Raw genomic sequence first — 17,660 nt, 5'->3', positions numbered from 1 at the left:
GCTATTCCCTCTCTCTGAATCAGTCAACCTTTTGTAGGTCGCACATTAAGGGGTGCTCGTTTTGCTCTACGAACTGTTGAACCATTGCCACTTTCGTTTCCGCAATATCAAAAGGATAAATGCCACAGACACCTTTCCCCTTGGTATGCACTTCTAACATTACCTGATTAGCTTTCTCTCCATCCATTGAAAAAAAACGCTGTAATACAAATACGACAAAATCCATTGGCGTATAATCATCATTAAATAACACCACCTGATACATGGATGGTGGTTTTAATTCTGTTTCTTCTGGCGCAATCGCTATACCAGAATGACCATGCTGCTCATCTTCTGATGTTAGTCTAATTTGCTGATTTACAATCATTCTATGCCTCTGAGGCTACAATTTTTCACGTAATTTGCCAAATTTGACTCATTACCACTTATTTACGCTACACATTCGCACTTGGATTTTACAAATCCCAAAACGGCTTCTACGCTCATTATTAGGGTAACTAAAAGTGCAATCAATGCTTATTAAGGTTGATTTTAACACTGTTTAATAAAAAACAGTTTGCACTTATTTAGCATTCTACCCTGAACAGATAATGCTGAAGCCGCCAAAAAGCCGATGACAAAGGCAGGCCAAAGCAAACTTAAATAGCGATTTAATATCTTGAGTGGATAAGGAGTGACTCATGCATCACGGATCTGTAAAGTGGTTCAATAATGCGAAAGGCTATGGCTTTATTGTGTCTGAGGATTTCAACGAAGACTTGTTTATTCATTATTCCGCTATCAATGTTGAAGGCTATAAAACCTTAAAAGCAGGTCAAGCCGTTACCTTTGACGTTGAACCAGGAGAGCGAGGCTTACACGCGATCGAAATAAACCCCATCTCGACCGAAGTGAACAATAAACCACCAGCAAATGAGAATCTACTAAAAGAAGAACCCAAGAAAGAAACCCAACCCGCCTAAGCAACGCCGCTATTATCATCGTCGATATTTGGGGCCAACTTTGATATCTTACTTCCATTCAGCAGAAGTAAGATATTTTTGTTTGTCTCCTATTTATCGAGAGAGTAAATCTTTAGTCCAAACATGCCAAACCATTTAATTAAGTTTAACAAACCTTTCCAAGTATTAAGTCAGTTTACCTCTGAAGGCGAAAAAACGAGCCTCGCCGGTTTTATTGATGCGCCAGATTTTTACTCGGCGGGACGCTTAGACTATGATTCTGAAGGCTTATTATTGCTGACCAATCAGGGCCCATTGCAACACTTGATTGCGTCCCCAAGATTCAAAATGCCTAAAACCTATTGGGTGCAAGTCGAAGGCGACATATCAGACCAAGCACTTGAGCAACTTAGACTAGGCATTGAGTTAAAAGACGGCCTCACAAAACCGGCTCAAGCAGAGCATATGACTGAACCCAGTATTTGGCCGAGAAATCCCCCTGTAAGAGAGCGTAAAAACATTCCCACCAGCTGGCTCAGTCTGCAAATACAGGAAGGAAAGAACCGCCAGGTACGACGCATGACGGCCGCCGTTGGATTCCCAACCCTTAGACTAATCCGCTACGCCATCGGCCCATACTCGCTCGATGATCTAGCACCAGGAGAATGGCAATACACGGATACCACAAGCGAATTGCAACACGAGGTTCACCAGTTTGAACAACAAAGAAAGAAACAGGCTACCGCACCTAACCGTCGCGGCTCTCGTCCAGAAAGATCAAAAGTACCTCATAGTAAAAGAATGGCAGGACAATCAAATCGTACTCAACCAGCCAGCCGGACACGTCGAAAATAACGAGGACGTGCTGCAAGCTGTCATTCGAGAAACACAAGAGGAATCTGGCTGGCTAGTAGAACCCATCGGCCTAGTCGGCTTATATGCTTTTACCCCTTACAAAGGCGCCGACACTTACCATAGACTGTGCATTCTATGCCGCCCAGTTCAACATATCAGTGATCAACTTGACGACGACATTCTCTCGTCACATTGGCTTAGCTGGGACGAAATACAAAGCTTTCCCCATCGCAGCCCACTTATTAATGCCTGCATTGAAGATTCACAAAACAAACCCACAATGCCTTTAGCGTTTTTGTCGAATCAGTTTTTAATACCAGAAAATCGTTAAAAAGATAGGAATAAACCATCAATGCCTTTGAGCCATTCGCATCGATGGAAACGAAAATGGTACAATTTCGACCAACGAATGTATTTGAGGCTCGGCCTCTCTAAAAATGAGAATAGAGAAAAAATGAACGACAGCTCCCTTGCCAACAACGCAAACAGCGCCCAAAAAGTCATCGTCGGTATGTCAGGCGGTGTTGACTCCTCTGTATCAGCTTTAATTTTAATGCAGCAGGGTTATCAGGTTGAAGGCCTGTTCATGAAGAACTGGGATGAAGATGATGGCACAGAGTACTGTACTGCCAAAGAAGATTTAGCCGATGCCCAAGCGGTAAGCGATAAATTAGGCATCAAACTCCATACCGCCAACTTTGCTGCTGAGTACTGGGACAATGTTTTTGAACACTTCTTAGCCGAATACAAAGCAGGTCGAACCCCTAACCCAGACATCTTGTGTAACAAGGAAATCAAATTCAAAGCCTTCCTTGAATACGCTGTGGCGTTGGGCGCAGACTTCATCGCCACAGGCCATTATGTAAGACGCGGCGAGCAAGATGGCGAGCCAATCTTGCTAAAAGGCTTAGACAACAACAAAGATCAAAGCTACTTTTTGCACGCGGTTGGAAAAGACGAAATTGCCAAATCGCTTTTCCCCGTCGGGGAATTAGAAAAACCAGAAGTGCGTCGTTTGGCAGAAGAACACGACCTAATCACCCACAACAAAAAAGACAGCACAGGCATTTGCTTCATTGGTGAACGTCGTTTTAAAGACTTTCTTGAACAGTATTTGCCCGCCCAACCAGGCGACATCGAAACACTCGAAGGCGATACAATTGGCCGCCATCACGGCCTGATGTACCACACGATAGGTCAGCGTCAAGGCCTAGGCATAGGTGGTCTGGCCAATTATTCAGATGACCCTTGGTACGTGGTGGAAAAAGATTTGCAGCGCAATGTACTGATGGTCACTCAAGGTGGCCAACATGAATCCTTGTTCAAAACCCATTTAATTGCCGATAACTTTGATTGGGTGGCGCGAGAAAAACCGACCTTCCCGCTGACCTGCAAAGCAAAATGCCGTTACCGTCAGCCAGATCAAGAATGCACGATGAACGAACTAGCCGATGGGCGAGTGGAAGTCTCGTTTAAAGAACCACAAAGAGCCATCACCCCCGGACAGTCCGTGGTATTTTATGTGGATGATGTATGCTTAGGTGGCGGCATCATTAACATTGCCTTTAATAAATAATCTTGGCGCAACAAGCAGCCTTAGTTCCATCACCTGATAACACGCAAAAAGAGAAAGAGAAGACAACGTGAGTAACAGAGAAAAAGAGCAAACCATTGCCCTATCTGCCGTTTTTCAAGCTGCGGAGCTGGTCGCGAATCTGGCTAAAACCGGCCAGGTAGATAAGACCTACCTTCAGCCCCTAATCGACAGCGTGTTGATTCTCAATGCTGACGGTACCGAAGACATTTATGGTGGACAGTGGGATTGCCAAAGCAACCTTGCGATCGGACGTCAAATCACCAGAAAAGCGCTTGGCAAAGATCGCAACAGCGTGAACCCAAATACCTTAAGGTACGCTCTCAGTTTAATTCATCTTGAAAGCAAACTCTCAAAGTACCCAGATATGCTGTCTCAAATTGGCCAACAAATTACTCAGATCGCAGCCAAAAAAGAGCATTACGATTCGGTCCTACACGAAAACATGATGGCCTCGATCTCGGGCATGTATCAGGACACACTCAGTACATTGCCATTTCGAATTCAAGTGCACGGTGACAGTCGCTTTTTACAACAGGCTCACGTCGCCAACCAAGTTCGCGCCATTTTAATGGCAGGTGTTAGGGCCGCCATGCTATGGCGCCAATTAGGTGGCAAACGCTGGCACCTAATTTTTAAACGAAAAGCACTGTTAAACGCATTAGAGTCACGTAGTTAATCATTAAAAAAGGTCGTAAAGGCCTTTTTTAATGATTGAAAATGCACAAGAATAAGTTGCGTTAATTACGAGTATAGTTTGCAACCGATATCTCTGAATGCATTTTTTCGTTACTATGTCGGGCAAATTTTTAACCATCTCAATTTTGTTAAAATTAGGAATGGCGGCTTAAAGTCATCTTCGATCCAATGGGCATAACGCCTGAAATGTTAGGGGAATTACATGTCGAAACAAACCATCTACTACACGTTGACCGATGAAGCACCAGCATTAGCAACATCGTCTTTGCTGCCAATTTTTGGCACCTTCGCAAAAGAAGCAGACATCGAACTAGAATTAACGGATATCTCTTTAGCGAGCCGTATCATCTCTGCTTTTTCTGACACTCTACCGGCTGACAAACAAGCTGCAGATGGCCTTAAGTTTCTAGGCGAGCTAACCGCCTCTCCAGAAGCAAACATCGTTAAATTGCCAAATATCAGTGCTTCTCTACCTCAGCTGTATGCAGCCATTAAAGAGTTGAATGAACAAGGCTACGGTCTGCCTGAGTACCCTGAGAACCCAACAACAGAAGCGGAAAAAGACGCTCAAGCACGTTACGCTAAAATACTTGGTAGTGCCGTTAACCCAGTGCTTCGTCAAGGTAACTCTGACCGCCGCGCACCTGCTGCCGTAAAAGGCTTTGCTCGCAAAAACCCTCACTCCATGGGCAAATGGAAAAAAACCTCAACGTCTCACGCTGACTACATGCGTGGCGGTGATTTTTTCTCCTCTGAACAATCTATCACCATGGAAAAAGACCAAACTGTTCGCATCGAATTCGTTGGACAAGACGGTTCTGTTGAAGTGAAGAAAACCTTACCTTTGATTGCTGGTGAAGTACTAGACAGCATGAACATGAGCAGCAAGTCACTGCGCGCTTTCTTCGAACAAACGCTACAAGATGCAAAAGACAACGACATCATGTGGTCTTTGCACGTTAAAGCCACCATGATGAAGGTGTCACACCCGATCGTTTTTGGTCACGCGGTTACGGTTTTCTACAAAGACGTGTTTGAAAAATACGGTGAACTTTTTAAAGAAATCGGCGTTAACCCAAATAACGGTCTAGGTAGTGTTTACGACAAGATCAAAACACTTCCAGAAGCACAGCAAGAAGAAATCAAACAAGCAATCCAAGACGTATACACTTCACGTCCAGAACTTGCGATGGTGGATTCTGATAAAGGCATTACCAACCTTCACGTACCAAGCGACGTGATTGTCGATGCCTCTATGCCGGCGATGATCCGTAATTCAGGTAAAATGTGGGGCCGTGACGGCAAAGCTCATGATGCTAAAGCAGTCATGCCAGAAAGTACTTACGCGCGCATTTACCAAGAAGTCATTAACTTCTGTAAAACCAACGGTGCTTTTGACCCTGTAACCATGGGCACAGTACCAAACGTTGGCTTGATGGCACAGAAAGCCGAAGAATACGGCTCACATGATAAGACATTTGAATTACCAGCTAACGGCACTATGCGCGTTGTTGATGAGCAAGGCAATGTGTTGATGCAACACGACGTAGAGCAAGGTGATATTTGGCGTGCTTGTCAAACCAAAGACGCACCAATCCGTGACTGGGTGAAACTGGGTGTTACTCGTGCACGTCAATCCAATACACCCGCTGTCTTCTGGCTTGAAGAAGAACGTGCTCATGACGCTCAACTGCGTATAAAAGTTGAGAAGTACTTACAAGAGCACGATCTAAATGGCTTAGACATCCATATTATGCCTTACAACGAAGCGATCCGTTTCTCTATGGAGCGCATTGTACGTGGTCAAGATACGATTTCTGTGACTGGTAACGTATTACGTGATTACCTAACCGACTTGTTCCCAATCATGGAGCTTGGTACGTCTGCTAAAATGCTATCTATCGTGCCAATGCTAAATGGCGGTGGTATGTATGAAACAGGCGCGGGTGGTTCTGCACCAAAACACGTTCAGCAATTAATGGAAGAAAACCACCTTCGTTGGGACTCCCTAGGCGAATTCCTTGCCGTTGCCGTTTCGTTTGAAGAGCTTGGCATCAAGCACAACAACGAAAAAGCAAAAGTCTTGGCAAACTGTCTAGACAAAGCAACGGGGAAATTGCTTGATACCAACAAGTCACCATCTCGTAAAACAGGTGAGATCGACAACCGCGGCAGCCACTTCTACCTAGCCATGTACTGGGCTCAAGAATTGGCAGCACAATCTGACAATGCAGAGCTTGCGGCGAAATTCGCACCACTTGCCAAAGCTCTGACAGAAAATGAAGCAACGATCGTTGCTGAATTGGCTGAAGTGCAAGGCAAAGCCGCTAACTTGACTGGTTACTACCACATGAACTTAGACGAAGTCGCTAAGATCATGCGCCCAAGCGCGACCTTTAATCAAGCGTTAGCATCACTGTAAGTTTTCGCTAACCAAGCGATACCAAGCCCAGTATTGTCGAAATGACAATACTGGGCTTTTTTTATGCTTAACCTAGCCTCATATCCCTGTATTACCGTCTTGCTTTTGCCTATAATAGCCGCTCCCTGAAAACCATGTTCGAGGCGTTATCTCAATGGAATTAACTAGCTTAAATGCGATTTCCCCTATCGACGGTCGTTACGGATCGAAAACCAACGTACTGCGTCGCTCAGTCAGCGAGTACGGTTTGCTCCGTATGCGAGTCATTGTTGAAGTTCGCTGGCTACAAGCTCTTGCTAACCATCCGCAAATTGCCGAAGTACCGACTCTCAGCGAGCCTGCAAATGCGGTTTTAAACCAACTGGCCGATAACTTCAGTGAAGCCGATGCTCAAGCCATTAAAGACATTGAGAAAACTACCAACCACGATGTCAAAGCAGTTGAATACTTCATCAAGAGTAAAATGGCGGACAATGCAGAATTGGCCGCTATCTCTGAGTTTGTTCACTTTGCTTGTACCTCCGAGGACATCAACAACTTATCTCACGCCTTGATGTTGCGTGAAGCGCTGGCGGAAGGCATTACACCAGAGCTTAAAAACGTCATTGCAGCGATTGAAGATCTTGCTATTGAGCATGCTGAGCAAGCGATGCTATCTCGAACTCACGGCCAAACGGCTTCTCCCTCAACCGTGGGTAAAGAAATGGCGAACGTAGCTGCTCGCCTAAGTCGTCAGTTGAAACAAATCGAGCAAGTGGAATTTTTAGGCAAAATCAACGGCGCGGTAGGCAACTACAACGCTCACTTATCGGCTTACCCTGACCTTGATTGGCAAGCACACGCAGAAGCCTTTGTGACCTCATTAGGCTTGTCTTGGAACCCTTACACAACCCAAATCGAACCGCATGATTACATCGCTGAGTTATACGATGCCATCAGCCGTTTCAACACCATCTTGATTGATTTTGATCGCGATGTTTGGGGCTATATCTCAATGGGCTTTTTCAAGCAAAAAACCATTGCGGGTGAAATTGGTTCTTCGACCATGCCACATAAAGTCAATCCAATTGACTTCGAAAATTCAGAAGGCAATTTGGGCATTGCCAATGCCATCTTGAATCATCTCAGTGCCAAACTGCCGATCTCACGCTGGCAGCGCGACCTGACCGACTCTACCGTGTTGCGTAATCTTGGCGTTGGTCTGGCACACAGTTTAATTGCTTACCAGGCGACGCTAAAAGGCATCAGTAAGCTAGAAATCAATGCCCCTCGCCTAGAGCAAGACCTAGATGCGGCCTGGGAAGTATTGGCTGAGCCAATCCAAACCGTGATGCGTCGTTACGGCATTGAATCACCTTATGAAAAACTAAAAGAGCTGACTCGTGGTCGCACGATTGACCAAACGACGATCGAAGCATTCGTCGATACACTGGCACTGCCAGAGCAAGCGAAAAACGAACTCAAAGCACTCACACCAAGTACTTACATTGGTAATGCTGTCGCCCAAGCCAAAGCCATTCGCGGCTAGGAAAACGACATTGAGTTAAGATAAAAAGGGCCGATTCATCGGCTCTTTTTTGTCTCTAATAACAGATTATTATTTAATGAGCAGCAATATGATTGACCTTCATTCTCCATTGTCTATTTTGGGCGGCATGACAGCACACACATTTATCACCGAATATTGGCAAAAGAAACCTTTGCTTATTCGTGCTGGTCTAACGGATTTCACGCCTCCACTTGACGCCAATGAACTGGCTGGCATGGCAATGGAAGAGGAAGTTGAATCACGAATCGTCATTGAACATGGTGATCGCCCTTGGGCGTTACAACAAGGTCCATTTAATGAAGAGCACTTTGCTCAGTTACCTGAGAAAGAATGGACCTTACTGGTTCAAGCTGTTGACCATTGGGTACCAGAAATTCAAGCTCTAAAAGAGCAATTCCAGTTTTTGCCGAGCTGGCGATTGGACGATGTGATGGTGAGTTACGCCACCGAAGGCGGCAGCGTTGGACCTCATTACGATCAATACGATGTCTTTCTAATACAAGTCGCCGGCAAGCGCCGCTGGCAAGTCTTGGGCCCCGAAAGCTATCAAGACTCAGCGTTAGCCAATATTGACTTACACATCCTAGACAACTTTCAAATTGACCCAAACATGGATTGGACATTAGACACTGGCGATATTTTGTATTTACCACCAAACTTTGCTCATAATGGCCGAGCGCTTGACGATGACTGCATGACGTATTCGATTGGTTTTAGAGCACCGAGTCTACAAGATGCGCTAACCGGCATACGCGATAAACTCTGTGAAAGCATCAATGAAAAAAGCCGTTTTTCAGCCCCCGAACCAGAGCAAAGAGCACACAGTGCGGAAATTCATCATGACGATATCCGCTACTTACAAAATGAGCTAAATCGCTTATTAGCACAACCAGATCTCTTAGCCGAATGGCTTGGCGACACCATGAGTGAAAGTAAATACCCTGAGTATCTATCGCCATTGAATCAAACTGAGCAAGATCACGCTTTCCTCCAAGCCAAGCAAGGGAAAACCTTCATTCGCCCCGGCGATGCTCGGATCTGTTATTATCAACAAGCCAGCACAGCGGACTCTATTGAAGTTTTCTGCAATGGCGAACACATTTTAGTCGATCAGACCTTGACGGCTTTTGCGCAAGCCATTTGCGATCAGAGCGAATTTGATTTTTCTGGGTTAGACTTATCACAACATGAGGACCTAGAACCTCTTGTACGTTTCCTAATTGGTCAGCAAGGGCTGATTGAACTAACCGCACCAGTACCTGAAGAGGACGAGGAATGAACATCCTAACGTCTGATTGGAACAGCAGCAAAGAACAATTAAAGTTTGTTCGAACTCAAGTTTTTATTATTGAACAAGGCGTTGATCCTGTTGATGAATGGGACGATGAAGATCAAGACGCCATACATTTTGTATCCTTTGGTACCACAGCTGTGCCAACTGGTAGCTGCCGCTTAACCGAAAAAGGTCAAATTGGTCGCTTGGCGGTATTACCTTCTTATCGCCATCAAGGTTATGGCGAACGCTTACTGCGAAAAGCCGTCCAAGTGGCAAGAGAAATGGGGCATCGTCAGGCCTTTCTCAACGCCCAAGTGGATGTGCAGAGTTTTTATGAAAAACAAGGGTTTCGCAGTGATGGTAAAGTTTTCCTAGAAGCTGGGAAGCTCCATGTTCGTATGACAAGAGACATTTAACCTCTTGGTTTATATCTAACCTCCTTTGCTATGAATACAAAAAAGCGAGACTAAGCTCGCTTTTTTGCCGATCTAAGCTTTTCGAATGTCTCTAAGCTTAAACAATCGCGATCAATTCAACATCAAACTGAAGAACAGAATGAGGTTTGATCATAGCACCAGCACCTTGGGCGCCGTAAGCCAATTCAGCTGGGATAGTAAGACGGTATTTCGCACCCTCTTTCATCAACTGCAGACCTTCAGTCCAACCAGCAATAACGCCTGTTAGTGGGAACTCAATCGGCTCACCGCGAGCAATAGAGCTATCAAAAACTTGACCGTCTGTTAGTCGACCTTCGTAATGAACACGAACGGTTGCATCTCCACTCGGTACTTCGCCTGTGCCGGCTTCTAGCACTTCGTACTGCAAACCTGATTCAGTCACCTGAATGCCATCTTTTGCTTTGTTTTCCGCTAAGAAAGCTTCACCTGCTGTGATGTTTTCTTCCGATGCCGCACGGCTTTTCTCTTCCATTTTTTGTTGAAGCTCAGCAAATGCCGCTTCCAACTCAGCACCAGGAACACGCATTTCAGCATTGTTCAAAGCGTCTTCAATCGCAGCAAACAAATGAGTCAAAGACAACTCACCTAGATCACTACCACGTAGCTGATCACCGATTTGACGACCAATACCGTATGCAATTTTTGCTTCATTTGAGTCGAACGACAGTTCTGACATGTATACACTCTCTTTTTATTGCTCCAAAAATTAGGCCGCCATCATAACATAGCCAAACAGGTTGGAACATGACACTGTCACATCTGTCGACAGTTGAAAATATTAATCACAGGGATAGCTTTTTTAAATGATATTGATTATCATTAAATAATCATAAACAGATACAAAAGGAGAATGTCATGAAGACGAAAGCCTTTGTTCCAGCCGCTAAGCATAATAAACAAGACAACAAGGCAAGCGATTATTGGAGCATGTTGTTTATCAGCTTTATTTTTATCTCAGCGATCAGCTGTTTTCTGTTTGCCAATCATGTGAATAAGCCAAATACCTCAAGCGTTTCCAGCGTTCCTGTCGAAATCAGTACACAAATAATTGATACAGATCAGCAAAGAAAAAGCTAAAGGGACTAAGCTAAAAGGATCCGATGTAGGAACATAACAAGAGGATCTTAATATGTTACCAAAAATCAACACGCTACTTTACGCTTGCGACCTAGAAAACCAAACTCAATCTGCCATTGAACTGGTTTTCAGTTTAGCGCTTACTCATCATGCCAAAATTGTCTTTCTGCACGTTATGGAACCGCTCAACCCTCAAGCCGCGAGCATGATTCATAACTACATCAGTGACGATGTCTTAGAAACCATGCGCAACGAAGCCAACAATGACGTCCAACAGCGCATCAACTCACTATTAAAAGAATTTACAGAACGTCATCAAGATGAACTGATTGGACTAACCACAACACCAGAAACTCTGATCGTCACTGGCCTGCCAGCCAATGCCATTCAGCAAGCAGCCAAGCAACAAGGGGCGGATTTGATCATCATGAACAGCCGCACTCATAGTGCGATTGGACAAATGGTGTTAGGTTCAACCGCTAACAAAGTCATTCACTCCAGCGACATTCCTGTCATGGTTGTGCCAATAAAGTAGCCAGATAGGCTGGTCTTAATATCGACACTTAGTTACACTTACTGTATATATAAACAGTAAGTGTAACCATGATTCTTTATATTGCCGAAAAACCCAGCTTGGCCCGTGCGATTGCCGCCGCTCTCCCTGGCCCACAAAAAAAACAGGAAGGTTGTATTTGGTTGCCGAATGGTGACTGCATTAGCTGGTGTATCGGTCACCTACTGGAACAAGCCGAGCCTCACATCTATAACCCTGCTTTTAAAACATGGCAACTTGATCACCTCCCCATAATACCGAGTGATTGGCAATGGCAAGAAAAAGCCAACACAAAAAAACAACTCGGCATTCTAAAAAAGCTGATCAAACAAGCAACGCAACTGGTCCACGCTGGTGATCCTGATCGCGAAGGTCAGCTGTTAGTCGACGAAGTTCTGCATTACGCCAAGGTGCCAGCTCAAAAATTGCAACAAACTCAGCGAGTGCTCATTAGCGACTTAACCCCTGTTGCGGTTAAAAAATCCTTACAACAGCTTAAATCCAACGCAGAATTCGCCGCCTTATCACGTTCAGCCTTAGCCAGAGCCAGAGCAGATTGGCTATTTGGCTTGAACTTAACTCGCGCTTACACTATCAGAGGACGTCAGGCTGGCTACCAAGGGGTTTTATCCATAGGTCGAGTACAAACACCTGTGCTCGGCTTAGTCGTGGCACGAGACACCGAAAGAGAGAACTTTGTCGCTAAAAATTATTATCAAGTTTGGGCACAAATCACCACACCGGAAAATCAACACTTTCAAGCAAAATGGCTCCCAAGTGATGCTTGCCGCCCCTACATGGATGAAGAAGGTCGAGTGCTCAATCGAGCCCTTGCAAAGAATGTCGCGTCACGAATCGAAAATCAACCTGCATTAGTAAGCCAAGCTGATTACAAACAAAAAAAGCAGCCACCGCCTTTACCTTATAATCTATCGTCACTACAGATTGATGCTGCGAAAATTTTCGCCATGTCGGCGCAGCAAGTATTAGACACATGCCAAGCGTTATATGAACGCCATCAGATCATTACTTATCCTAGGTCTGACTGTCGCTATTTACCAACCTTACAACACAGAGACGCTAAAGCCATCATTAATGCTCTCAGCAAAGGCTCAGAGGCGCTTGCAAAAAGCACAAAAAATGCTAATTCCAATCTTAAGAGCAAAGCCTGGAACGACAAACAAGTCACCGCCCATCATGCCATCATTCCAACATCACAAGCGCATAAAGCCGCTTCTTTAAACAAAACTGAAAGCCAAATTTTTGGTTTGATTGCACGCCAGTATCTGATGCAATTTTATCCAGACTACCAATATCTATCGACGCTTATTCAACTTGACATCGCCGGAGGAAAATTCGAAGCAAAAGGCAGTACACCAGTGGCATTAGGTTGGCGCTCTCTTCTTCCTACCAAGAAAAAATCAGACCATGAAGAAGAACAAGAACAACTGCCTAATTTGAAGAAAGGGGATTCCCTTTGGTGTGATCAAGGTATCATTAGAGATAAGGTCACCACGCCGCCTGCGGCCTTTACAGACGCCACTCTGCTGGCTGCAATGACTGGTATTAGCCGCTTTGTTTCCGATAAAAGCATCAAAGCCATATTGAAAGAGACAGATGGTCTAGGCACAGATGCAACACGAGCCGGTATTATTGAAATTTTATTTAAAAGGGAGTTTCTAATCCGCCAAGGCAAGCAAATTCATGCCAGTCAGACTGGCCGAGCGTTTGCGGATACCCTACCCTCACAATTGGTCACGCCGGATATGACAGCACAGTGGGAGGCTCAATTGAACGCCATGAGCTTGGGCGAGAGTCGTTATCAAGATTTTATGGCCGGTCTAACCGATAACCTCACAGATTTATTAACTCAATCGAAAAGTGTCTCTACGGCATCGCTGCAACACCTACCAGCGCCCAAAAGAAACCCTTTTAAGAAACGCTCAGCAACCAGAAAGAGATCCACTAAAAGCAAAGCCAAAAAGCCAGCCTAGCGTCTAGCCTTTAACCCGCTGCCAACCAGATACCAACGCCGATCATTAAGGTGCCAGCAATACGGTTCATAATGCGCACATTGCCACTTTGCATTAATAAGGATTTCAAGGTTCGACCACCTGTGGCATAAATGAGCAAACAACTAAACTCTAAGGTCAAAATGATAGCAATAAGCACAACTAATTGACTGGCTAAGGGCTGATCAGCCACTAAAAAAGGCGGTAACAAAGCGACAAAAAAAGCCCAGCCTTTGGGGTTCGCAATCGCTGTAACAAACCCTTGAGACATTAACTCTTTACGTGATGCTGGCGCGCTATTCTCATCGGTTTTGATGGCCATCTTTCCCTTAGACAGCCACATTTGAATACCCACAAATGCCAAATAAGCACCACCAAGATATTTTAGTACCATAAACACACTTGGGTAGTTAAGCAGTAATGCCGCTACCCCAATGGCAGACAGAATCGCTACAGCAGCAACCCCCACTAACTCGCCCACCATCATCCATAAAGCGCGTTTAATACCGACCGTCATGCCCAACGTCATGGCTAACGTCATGCACATGCCCGGGGTAACAGAGACAAAAAAGAAAGTAGGAATGAAAGCAGAAAGTAAAGCAAGATTCACCAAGCAGATCCTTTTAATTAAACACTAAGCGAGTGTGGAAATTGAACTCTAGAATATGGGATACAAGCCCAAAAAGAAATGCATTAAAAACGTTTTTTCTCTTGAAAAGTAGAACCTTCGATAAATTTATTCCACTCATCATCAAGCTCTTCTTCCCCTTCGCTTTCCATGCTTTTGGTCATCTCTTCTTCCGCCTTTTGCAGCGCTAAATCGTCTTCAATCTCTTGCAGCACCTCTTTATATTTCTGGATCATTGGTTGGGCTTCAACCTCCTCCTCAATAGGAGTTAGCTGCGCCAAGGCCTCGTTATAAAGTTCAATCGCATCTTCCATTTGTCCACTTAAAAAAGCCCGTCGAGCCAGATAAGCGTGGTAATCCGCATTGACTTTATAATGATAAAAATCCATCAATTTTTTATAACGATGAACCGCATCTGAACCAATAACTTTGTCTTTTTGTGCTTGTACTAAAAAAGATTTGAAAGATTCAAAAAGACGCTTCACTTCAATGATTTTTAACTCATCGTTCATCGGTTGAGCACGGCGCTTTTGTTTATTTTCCTGGAATTCAGACAGTTCTTCCGACAGATGATTTCGACGACGAGTTAGACTAGGATCAGGCTGCAAGGAGAGTAATTGATCATAAATGGCCAACATTCGAGAAAACAGCCATATTCGCATATCTTTTGGCTGATATTGAGGAGGCATCTCGTCCAAATAACGACGCACTTGACGCAACTGATTGTTCAAGGAGGCAACTTTACGAAGCTTTTCCAATCGAGCCTGCTCTTTTAATTGCAGCACGATCGCAAAAGCAATAAAGCCTCCGATCACTAACAACAGTACGGTAATGGTAACAGCACTCATATAATACGTCGTATACCAGGTTAATATTTCAGTCGATGACTAGTCAATTCAAACTAAGCACTTACTCTCTAAGGATAATACTATTTCTTATGCTCTTCTTTTTTCTCTAATAACGCATCTTCGACATCCAATATCATATTTTGCAAACGCGAGGCCTCCTTTCGCGCCAAACCCACTACACTATGCTTTTCCATCACAGCTAAAGCCAAACGATACTTTTCTAATGCTCGGCTTTTATGTTCGTGCTCCAGATCTTGTTTCGCTTGGCCAACCAAATGATCTCGATAAGCCAAGGAATAGGAAAAACGAACCAAACCAATGTGGTGACGTATCATCACACGGCTCATGCTATTCCCATCTAATAGGCTACGTAGTTCTTTTATCAAAAACTGCAACGTACTCTGAGTTTGCTCAAACTCCACCTGGCTGTTTACTCTGCGTTTATCTGACACATTTTTGCCAGAAGTAATTTCAGTGTATAACTTGGTCAGATTATATTGTTCATGGATAAATTCGGTATTAATGCCTGCTTGCTTTAACTGCTGAATAACCGACAAAAGATACTCTATTAAAAACAGCTTAGTCTCTTTTAAAAAATATCGATCAGAAAGCATGCTAAACGTACGTAGCATTTTTTCTCCACGACTTGATAATCGACCTAACTGACGTTTCCTCAGTTCATCCTGTTTTTGTTTCCAACGAACAAAGAAAATAAAGCCACTGACAGTAATCATTATAAGAATGACGGTAAAAACCAACAAGCGTAATTCCCTTAACTAAGATATCTCAAAAACCAAAACAAACTAAAGAGTCAAAACTTTACAGTTATATACCACAGACAAGCCCATTAAAACAGAAAAAGACCAGAAAACTGGTCTTTTTATCATCAACTTTGCCCGTTAGAACAAATTTTAAAGATTTATTTTGAAGAGCTTATGAATGGGTAACAGAGAAGCCCAACAACATGTAAAAGAGTATGCCAGCCAATGTTGCTGAAGCAGGAACGGTAATAACCCAAGCCGCCGCAATTTTTAACAATGCAGAACGTTTCACTAACTCCTGCTTCGTCGCTTTCTTCAGGCCTTTACGCTCAGAAGAGCTAATTGGTGAAGAGGCTTTAGAGGCTTTTAGTTCCCGCAAAATGGCACGTTTTTCAATCACATCAGCGACTTCGAAACGCTCAACAAAAGCTTGTGTTTGCTCTGCATCATGACCAGCTGACTCTGAATGAGAGATAATTTCCGCTAGTTTTTTGTTGTAAGACAACTTCAAATATTCGCGTAAGAATCCCACACCAAAGATGCCGCCAACTGCAATATGCGTCGAACTAACAGGCAAACCTAATTGAGAGGCAATAATCACGGTAATCGCTGCGGCCATCGCCACACAGAAAGCACGTATTTTATCAAGTTCAGTGATTTCAGACCCTACAGTACGAATCAATTTTGGACCGAACAAAGCCAGGCCAAATGCAATACCAATACCACCAATTAACATAATCCAAATCGGGATCGCGGCTTTGCCAGACACAGTACCAGAAATCAAAGCGTCATTAATCGCAGCCAAAGGCCCAATTGCATTTGCCACATCGTTTGCACCGTGTGCAAAACTTAATAGTGCAGCCGAAACAATCAACGGAATGGTAAACAAGCTATTAACCGAGTCTTTGTCATTTTTCAGGCTGTTTGCTGTTTTATCCACAATAGGACGCACGACAAAGTAAACCGTTAAAGCAATCGCAAACCCGATAAGACCGGCGGAAATGATGTCGAACTTCCAGATTTTCTTTAAACCTTTGAGGATCAAATAAGTCGAGAATGCCCATACCATGATACCTACAAGTAACGGAACCGTCTTCTTTGCAGCTTCAACCATATCACTCTTATAGGTGACGGCACGTTTAATGTAAATCAAGAAAACTGCGGCTATGACACCACCCAATACGGGAGAAATCACCCAACTGGCTGCAATCGCAACCATTTTATCCCAATTTGCAATGTCCCATCCGCCAGCAGCAATACCGGCACCAAGCACCCCACCAACAATTGAGTGAGTCGTTGAGACAGGAGCGCCAAGATAGGTCGCTAAGTTTAGCCAGATCGCACCCGCTAATAAAGCGGCCATCATCACCCAGATAAAGGTCTCAGCATCAGCAATAGCATTGGGGTTAATAATGCCTTTTTTGATGGTACCAACAACAGTACCACCCGCAATAAGCGCACCAGCCGCTTCAAAAATGGCCGCAATCAGTATTGCGCCAGTCATTGACAAGGCTTTTGACCCCACTGCAGGGCCAACATTATTAGCGACATCATTCGCGCCAATGTTTACCGCCATGTATGCACCAATCGCCGCAGCAATGGCTAAGATGGACAAATTAGAGGCCGCAACACCATTTACTGAAGCATAAAAACCACAAGCTAGAATAAAGGCGAGTGCAACCAGAACTCGGACAAAATCATTACCGACCAGTAAACTGGACTCTATTTTGGAATTGTTTGTAAGATCCATAAGGCTCTACTATCTATAATTAATTTCTACCAAATCTTTGAAATATGAGTTTTTCTCAATTCAAACGAATGCTTATCCCAGCATTACGACGTAATTTGGTGCTTAAATCATCCCGTCACATTTCTGTAAGAATTAAATGCGGCGCCATTCTACACTGAGCATTAGTAGATAAAAACCCCAGTCAGTACAGAAAGACGGTGATAAAATCGACAGGCAAAAAAAAGTGCCTCGAAAGAC

At 44.2% G+C, this 17,660-nt stretch carries 18 protein-coding genes; 12 read left to right on the top strand and 6 right to left on the bottom strand.

All coding sequences use genetic code 11. The features are described from left to right. Positions 1-19: 19 nt before the first annotated feature. A complete protein-coding gene (gene clpS / locus MAR181_RS04965; protein ID WP_013795498.1) occupies positions 20-367 on the bottom strand; it encodes an ATP-dependent Clp protease adapter ClpS in 348 nt (115 codons plus the stop codon). Positions 368-680: 313 nt separating this feature from the next. On the opposite strand from clpS, the gene MAR181_RS18665 reads away from it, so the two are divergent. The 9 genes from MAR181_RS18665 to MAR181_RS04920 all read left to right on the top strand — a co-directional run bounded on the left by MAR181_RS18665 (position 681) and on the right by MAR181_RS04920 (position 9,752). After that, entirely contained in the window at positions 681-962 is a 282-nt protein-coding gene (locus MAR181_RS18665; RefSeq protein ID WP_013795497.1) for a cold shock domain-containing protein, read from the top strand. A 123-nt stretch (positions 963-1,085) separates the two neighbouring features. After that, on the top strand, positions 1,086-1,796 hold the full coding sequence (locus MAR181_RS04955) for a pseudouridine synthase (protein ID WP_013795496.1): 711 nt from the start codon (positions 1,086-1,088) through the stop codon (positions 1,794-1,796). Further along, positions 1,732-2,127, top strand: a complete 396-nt coding sequence (locus MAR181_RS04950) for an NUDIX domain-containing protein (protein WP_049782749.1) — start codon at positions 1,732-1,734, stop codon at positions 2,125-2,127. The genes MAR181_RS04955 and MAR181_RS04950 overlap by 65 nt, the downstream gene beginning before the upstream one ends. A 123-nt stretch (positions 2,128-2,250) precedes the next feature. Further along, positions 2,251-3,372 carry a tRNA 2-thiouridine(34) synthase MnmA gene (gene mnmA / locus MAR181_RS04945; RefSeq protein WP_013795494.1) on the top strand — a complete coding sequence of 374 codons (1,122 nt, stop codon included), beginning with the start codon at positions 2,251-2,253 and terminating at the stop codon, positions 3,370-3,372. Positions 3,373-3,439: 67 nt separating this feature from the next. Continuing rightward, positions 3,440-4,069 carry a high frequency lysogenization protein HflD gene (gene hflD / locus MAR181_RS04940; RefSeq protein WP_013795493.1) on the top strand — a complete coding sequence of 210 codons (630 nt, stop codon included), beginning with the start codon at positions 3,440-3,442 and terminating at the stop codon, positions 4,067-4,069. 222 nt (positions 4,070-4,291) lie between these two features. Beyond that, positions 4,292-6,511, top strand: a complete 2,220-nt coding sequence (locus tag MAR181_RS04935) for an NADP-dependent isocitrate dehydrogenase (protein WP_013795492.1) — start codon at positions 4,292-4,294, stop codon at positions 6,509-6,511. Between the two features lie 154 nt (positions 6,512-6,665). Next, positions 6,666-8,039: an adenylosuccinate lyase gene (purB, locus tag MAR181_RS04930; protein ID WP_013795491.1), complete on the top strand. Its 1,374-nt coding sequence runs from the start codon at positions 6,666-6,668 to the stop codon at positions 8,037-8,039. An 88-nt stretch (positions 8,040-8,127) separates the two neighbouring features. Beyond that, positions 8,128-9,339 (top strand): ribosomal protein uL16 3-hydroxylase, encoded by a 1,212-nt coding sequence (locus MAR181_RS04925; protein WP_013795490.1) that lies wholly within the window; start codon positions 8,128-8,130, stop codon positions 9,337-9,339. Next, the gene (locus MAR181_RS04920) at positions 9,336-9,752 is read left to right on the top strand and encodes a GNAT family N-acetyltransferase (RefSeq protein WP_013795489.1); all 417 of its coding nucleotides are present in this window, start codon (positions 9,336-9,338) and stop codon (positions 9,750-9,752) included. The genes MAR181_RS04925 and MAR181_RS04920 overlap by 4 nt, the downstream gene beginning before the upstream one ends. A 97-nt stretch (positions 9,753-9,849) precedes the next feature. Here the strand turns inward: MAR181_RS04920 and MAR181_RS04915 are convergent, their stop codons facing one another. After that, entirely contained in the window at positions 9,850-10,470 is a 621-nt protein-coding gene (locus MAR181_RS04915; protein ID WP_013795488.1) for an FKBP-type peptidyl-prolyl cis-trans isomerase, read from the bottom strand. A gap of 179 nt (positions 10,471-10,649) precedes the next feature. On the opposite strand from MAR181_RS04915, the gene MAR181_RS04910 reads away from it, so the two are divergent. The 3 genes from MAR181_RS04910 to MAR181_RS04900 all read left to right on the top strand — a co-directional run bounded on the left by MAR181_RS04910 (position 10,650) and on the right by MAR181_RS04900 (position 13,418). Continuing rightward, entirely contained in the window at positions 10,650-10,871 is a 222-nt protein-coding gene (locus MAR181_RS04910; RefSeq protein ID WP_013795487.1) for a hypothetical protein, read from the top strand. 52 nt (positions 10,872-10,923) lie between these two features. After that, the gene (locus MAR181_RS04905) at positions 10,924-11,406 is read left to right on the top strand and encodes a universal stress protein (RefSeq protein WP_013795486.1); all 483 of its coding nucleotides are present in this window, start codon (positions 10,924-10,926) and stop codon (positions 11,404-11,406) included. 68 nt (positions 11,407-11,474) lie between these two features. Next, the gene (locus tag MAR181_RS04900; RefSeq protein ID WP_013795485.1) at positions 11,475-13,418 is read left to right on the top strand and encodes a DNA topoisomerase III; all 1,944 of its coding nucleotides are present in this window, start codon (positions 11,475-11,477) and stop codon (positions 13,416-13,418) included. Positions 13,419-13,428: 10 nt separating this feature from the next. On the opposite strand, the gene MAR181_RS04895 is transcribed toward MAR181_RS04900, so the two are convergent. The 4 genes from MAR181_RS04895 to MAR181_RS04880 all read right to left on the bottom strand — a co-directional run bounded on the left by MAR181_RS04895 (position 13,429) and on the right by MAR181_RS04880 (position 17,423). After that, the gene (locus MAR181_RS04895; RefSeq protein ID WP_013795484.1) at positions 13,429-14,046 is read right to left on the bottom strand and encodes a LysE family translocator; all 618 of its coding nucleotides are present in this window, start codon (positions 14,044-14,046) and stop codon (positions 13,429-13,431) included. 83 nt (positions 14,047-14,129) lie between these two features. After that, the gene (locus MAR181_RS04890) at positions 14,130-14,912 is read right to left on the bottom strand and encodes a hypothetical protein (RefSeq protein WP_013795483.1); all 783 of its coding nucleotides are present in this window, start codon (positions 14,910-14,912) and stop codon (positions 14,130-14,132) included. 80 nt (positions 14,913-14,992) lie between these two features. Then, complete coding sequence (locus MAR181_RS04885; RefSeq protein ID WP_171810306.1) at positions 14,993-15,673, bottom strand: hypothetical protein; 681 nt, start codon at positions 15,671-15,673, stop codon at positions 14,993-14,995. 172 nt (positions 15,674-15,845) lie between these two features. After that, positions 15,846-17,423 (bottom strand): inorganic phosphate transporter, encoded by a 1,578-nt coding sequence (locus MAR181_RS04880; RefSeq protein ID WP_013795481.1) that lies wholly within the window; start codon positions 17,421-17,423, stop codon positions 15,846-15,848. Between the last annotated feature and the right edge of the window lie 237 nt (positions 17,424-17,660).

Source organism: Marinomonas posidonica IVIA-Po-181, from assembly GCF_000214215.1.
Classification (GTDB): domain Bacteria; phylum Pseudomonadota; class Gammaproteobacteria; order Pseudomonadales; family Marinomonadaceae; genus Marinomonas; species Marinomonas posidonica.
Note: the sequence above shows the minus strand (reverse complement) of the source record. Positions and strands in the feature narration are given on the sequence as shown.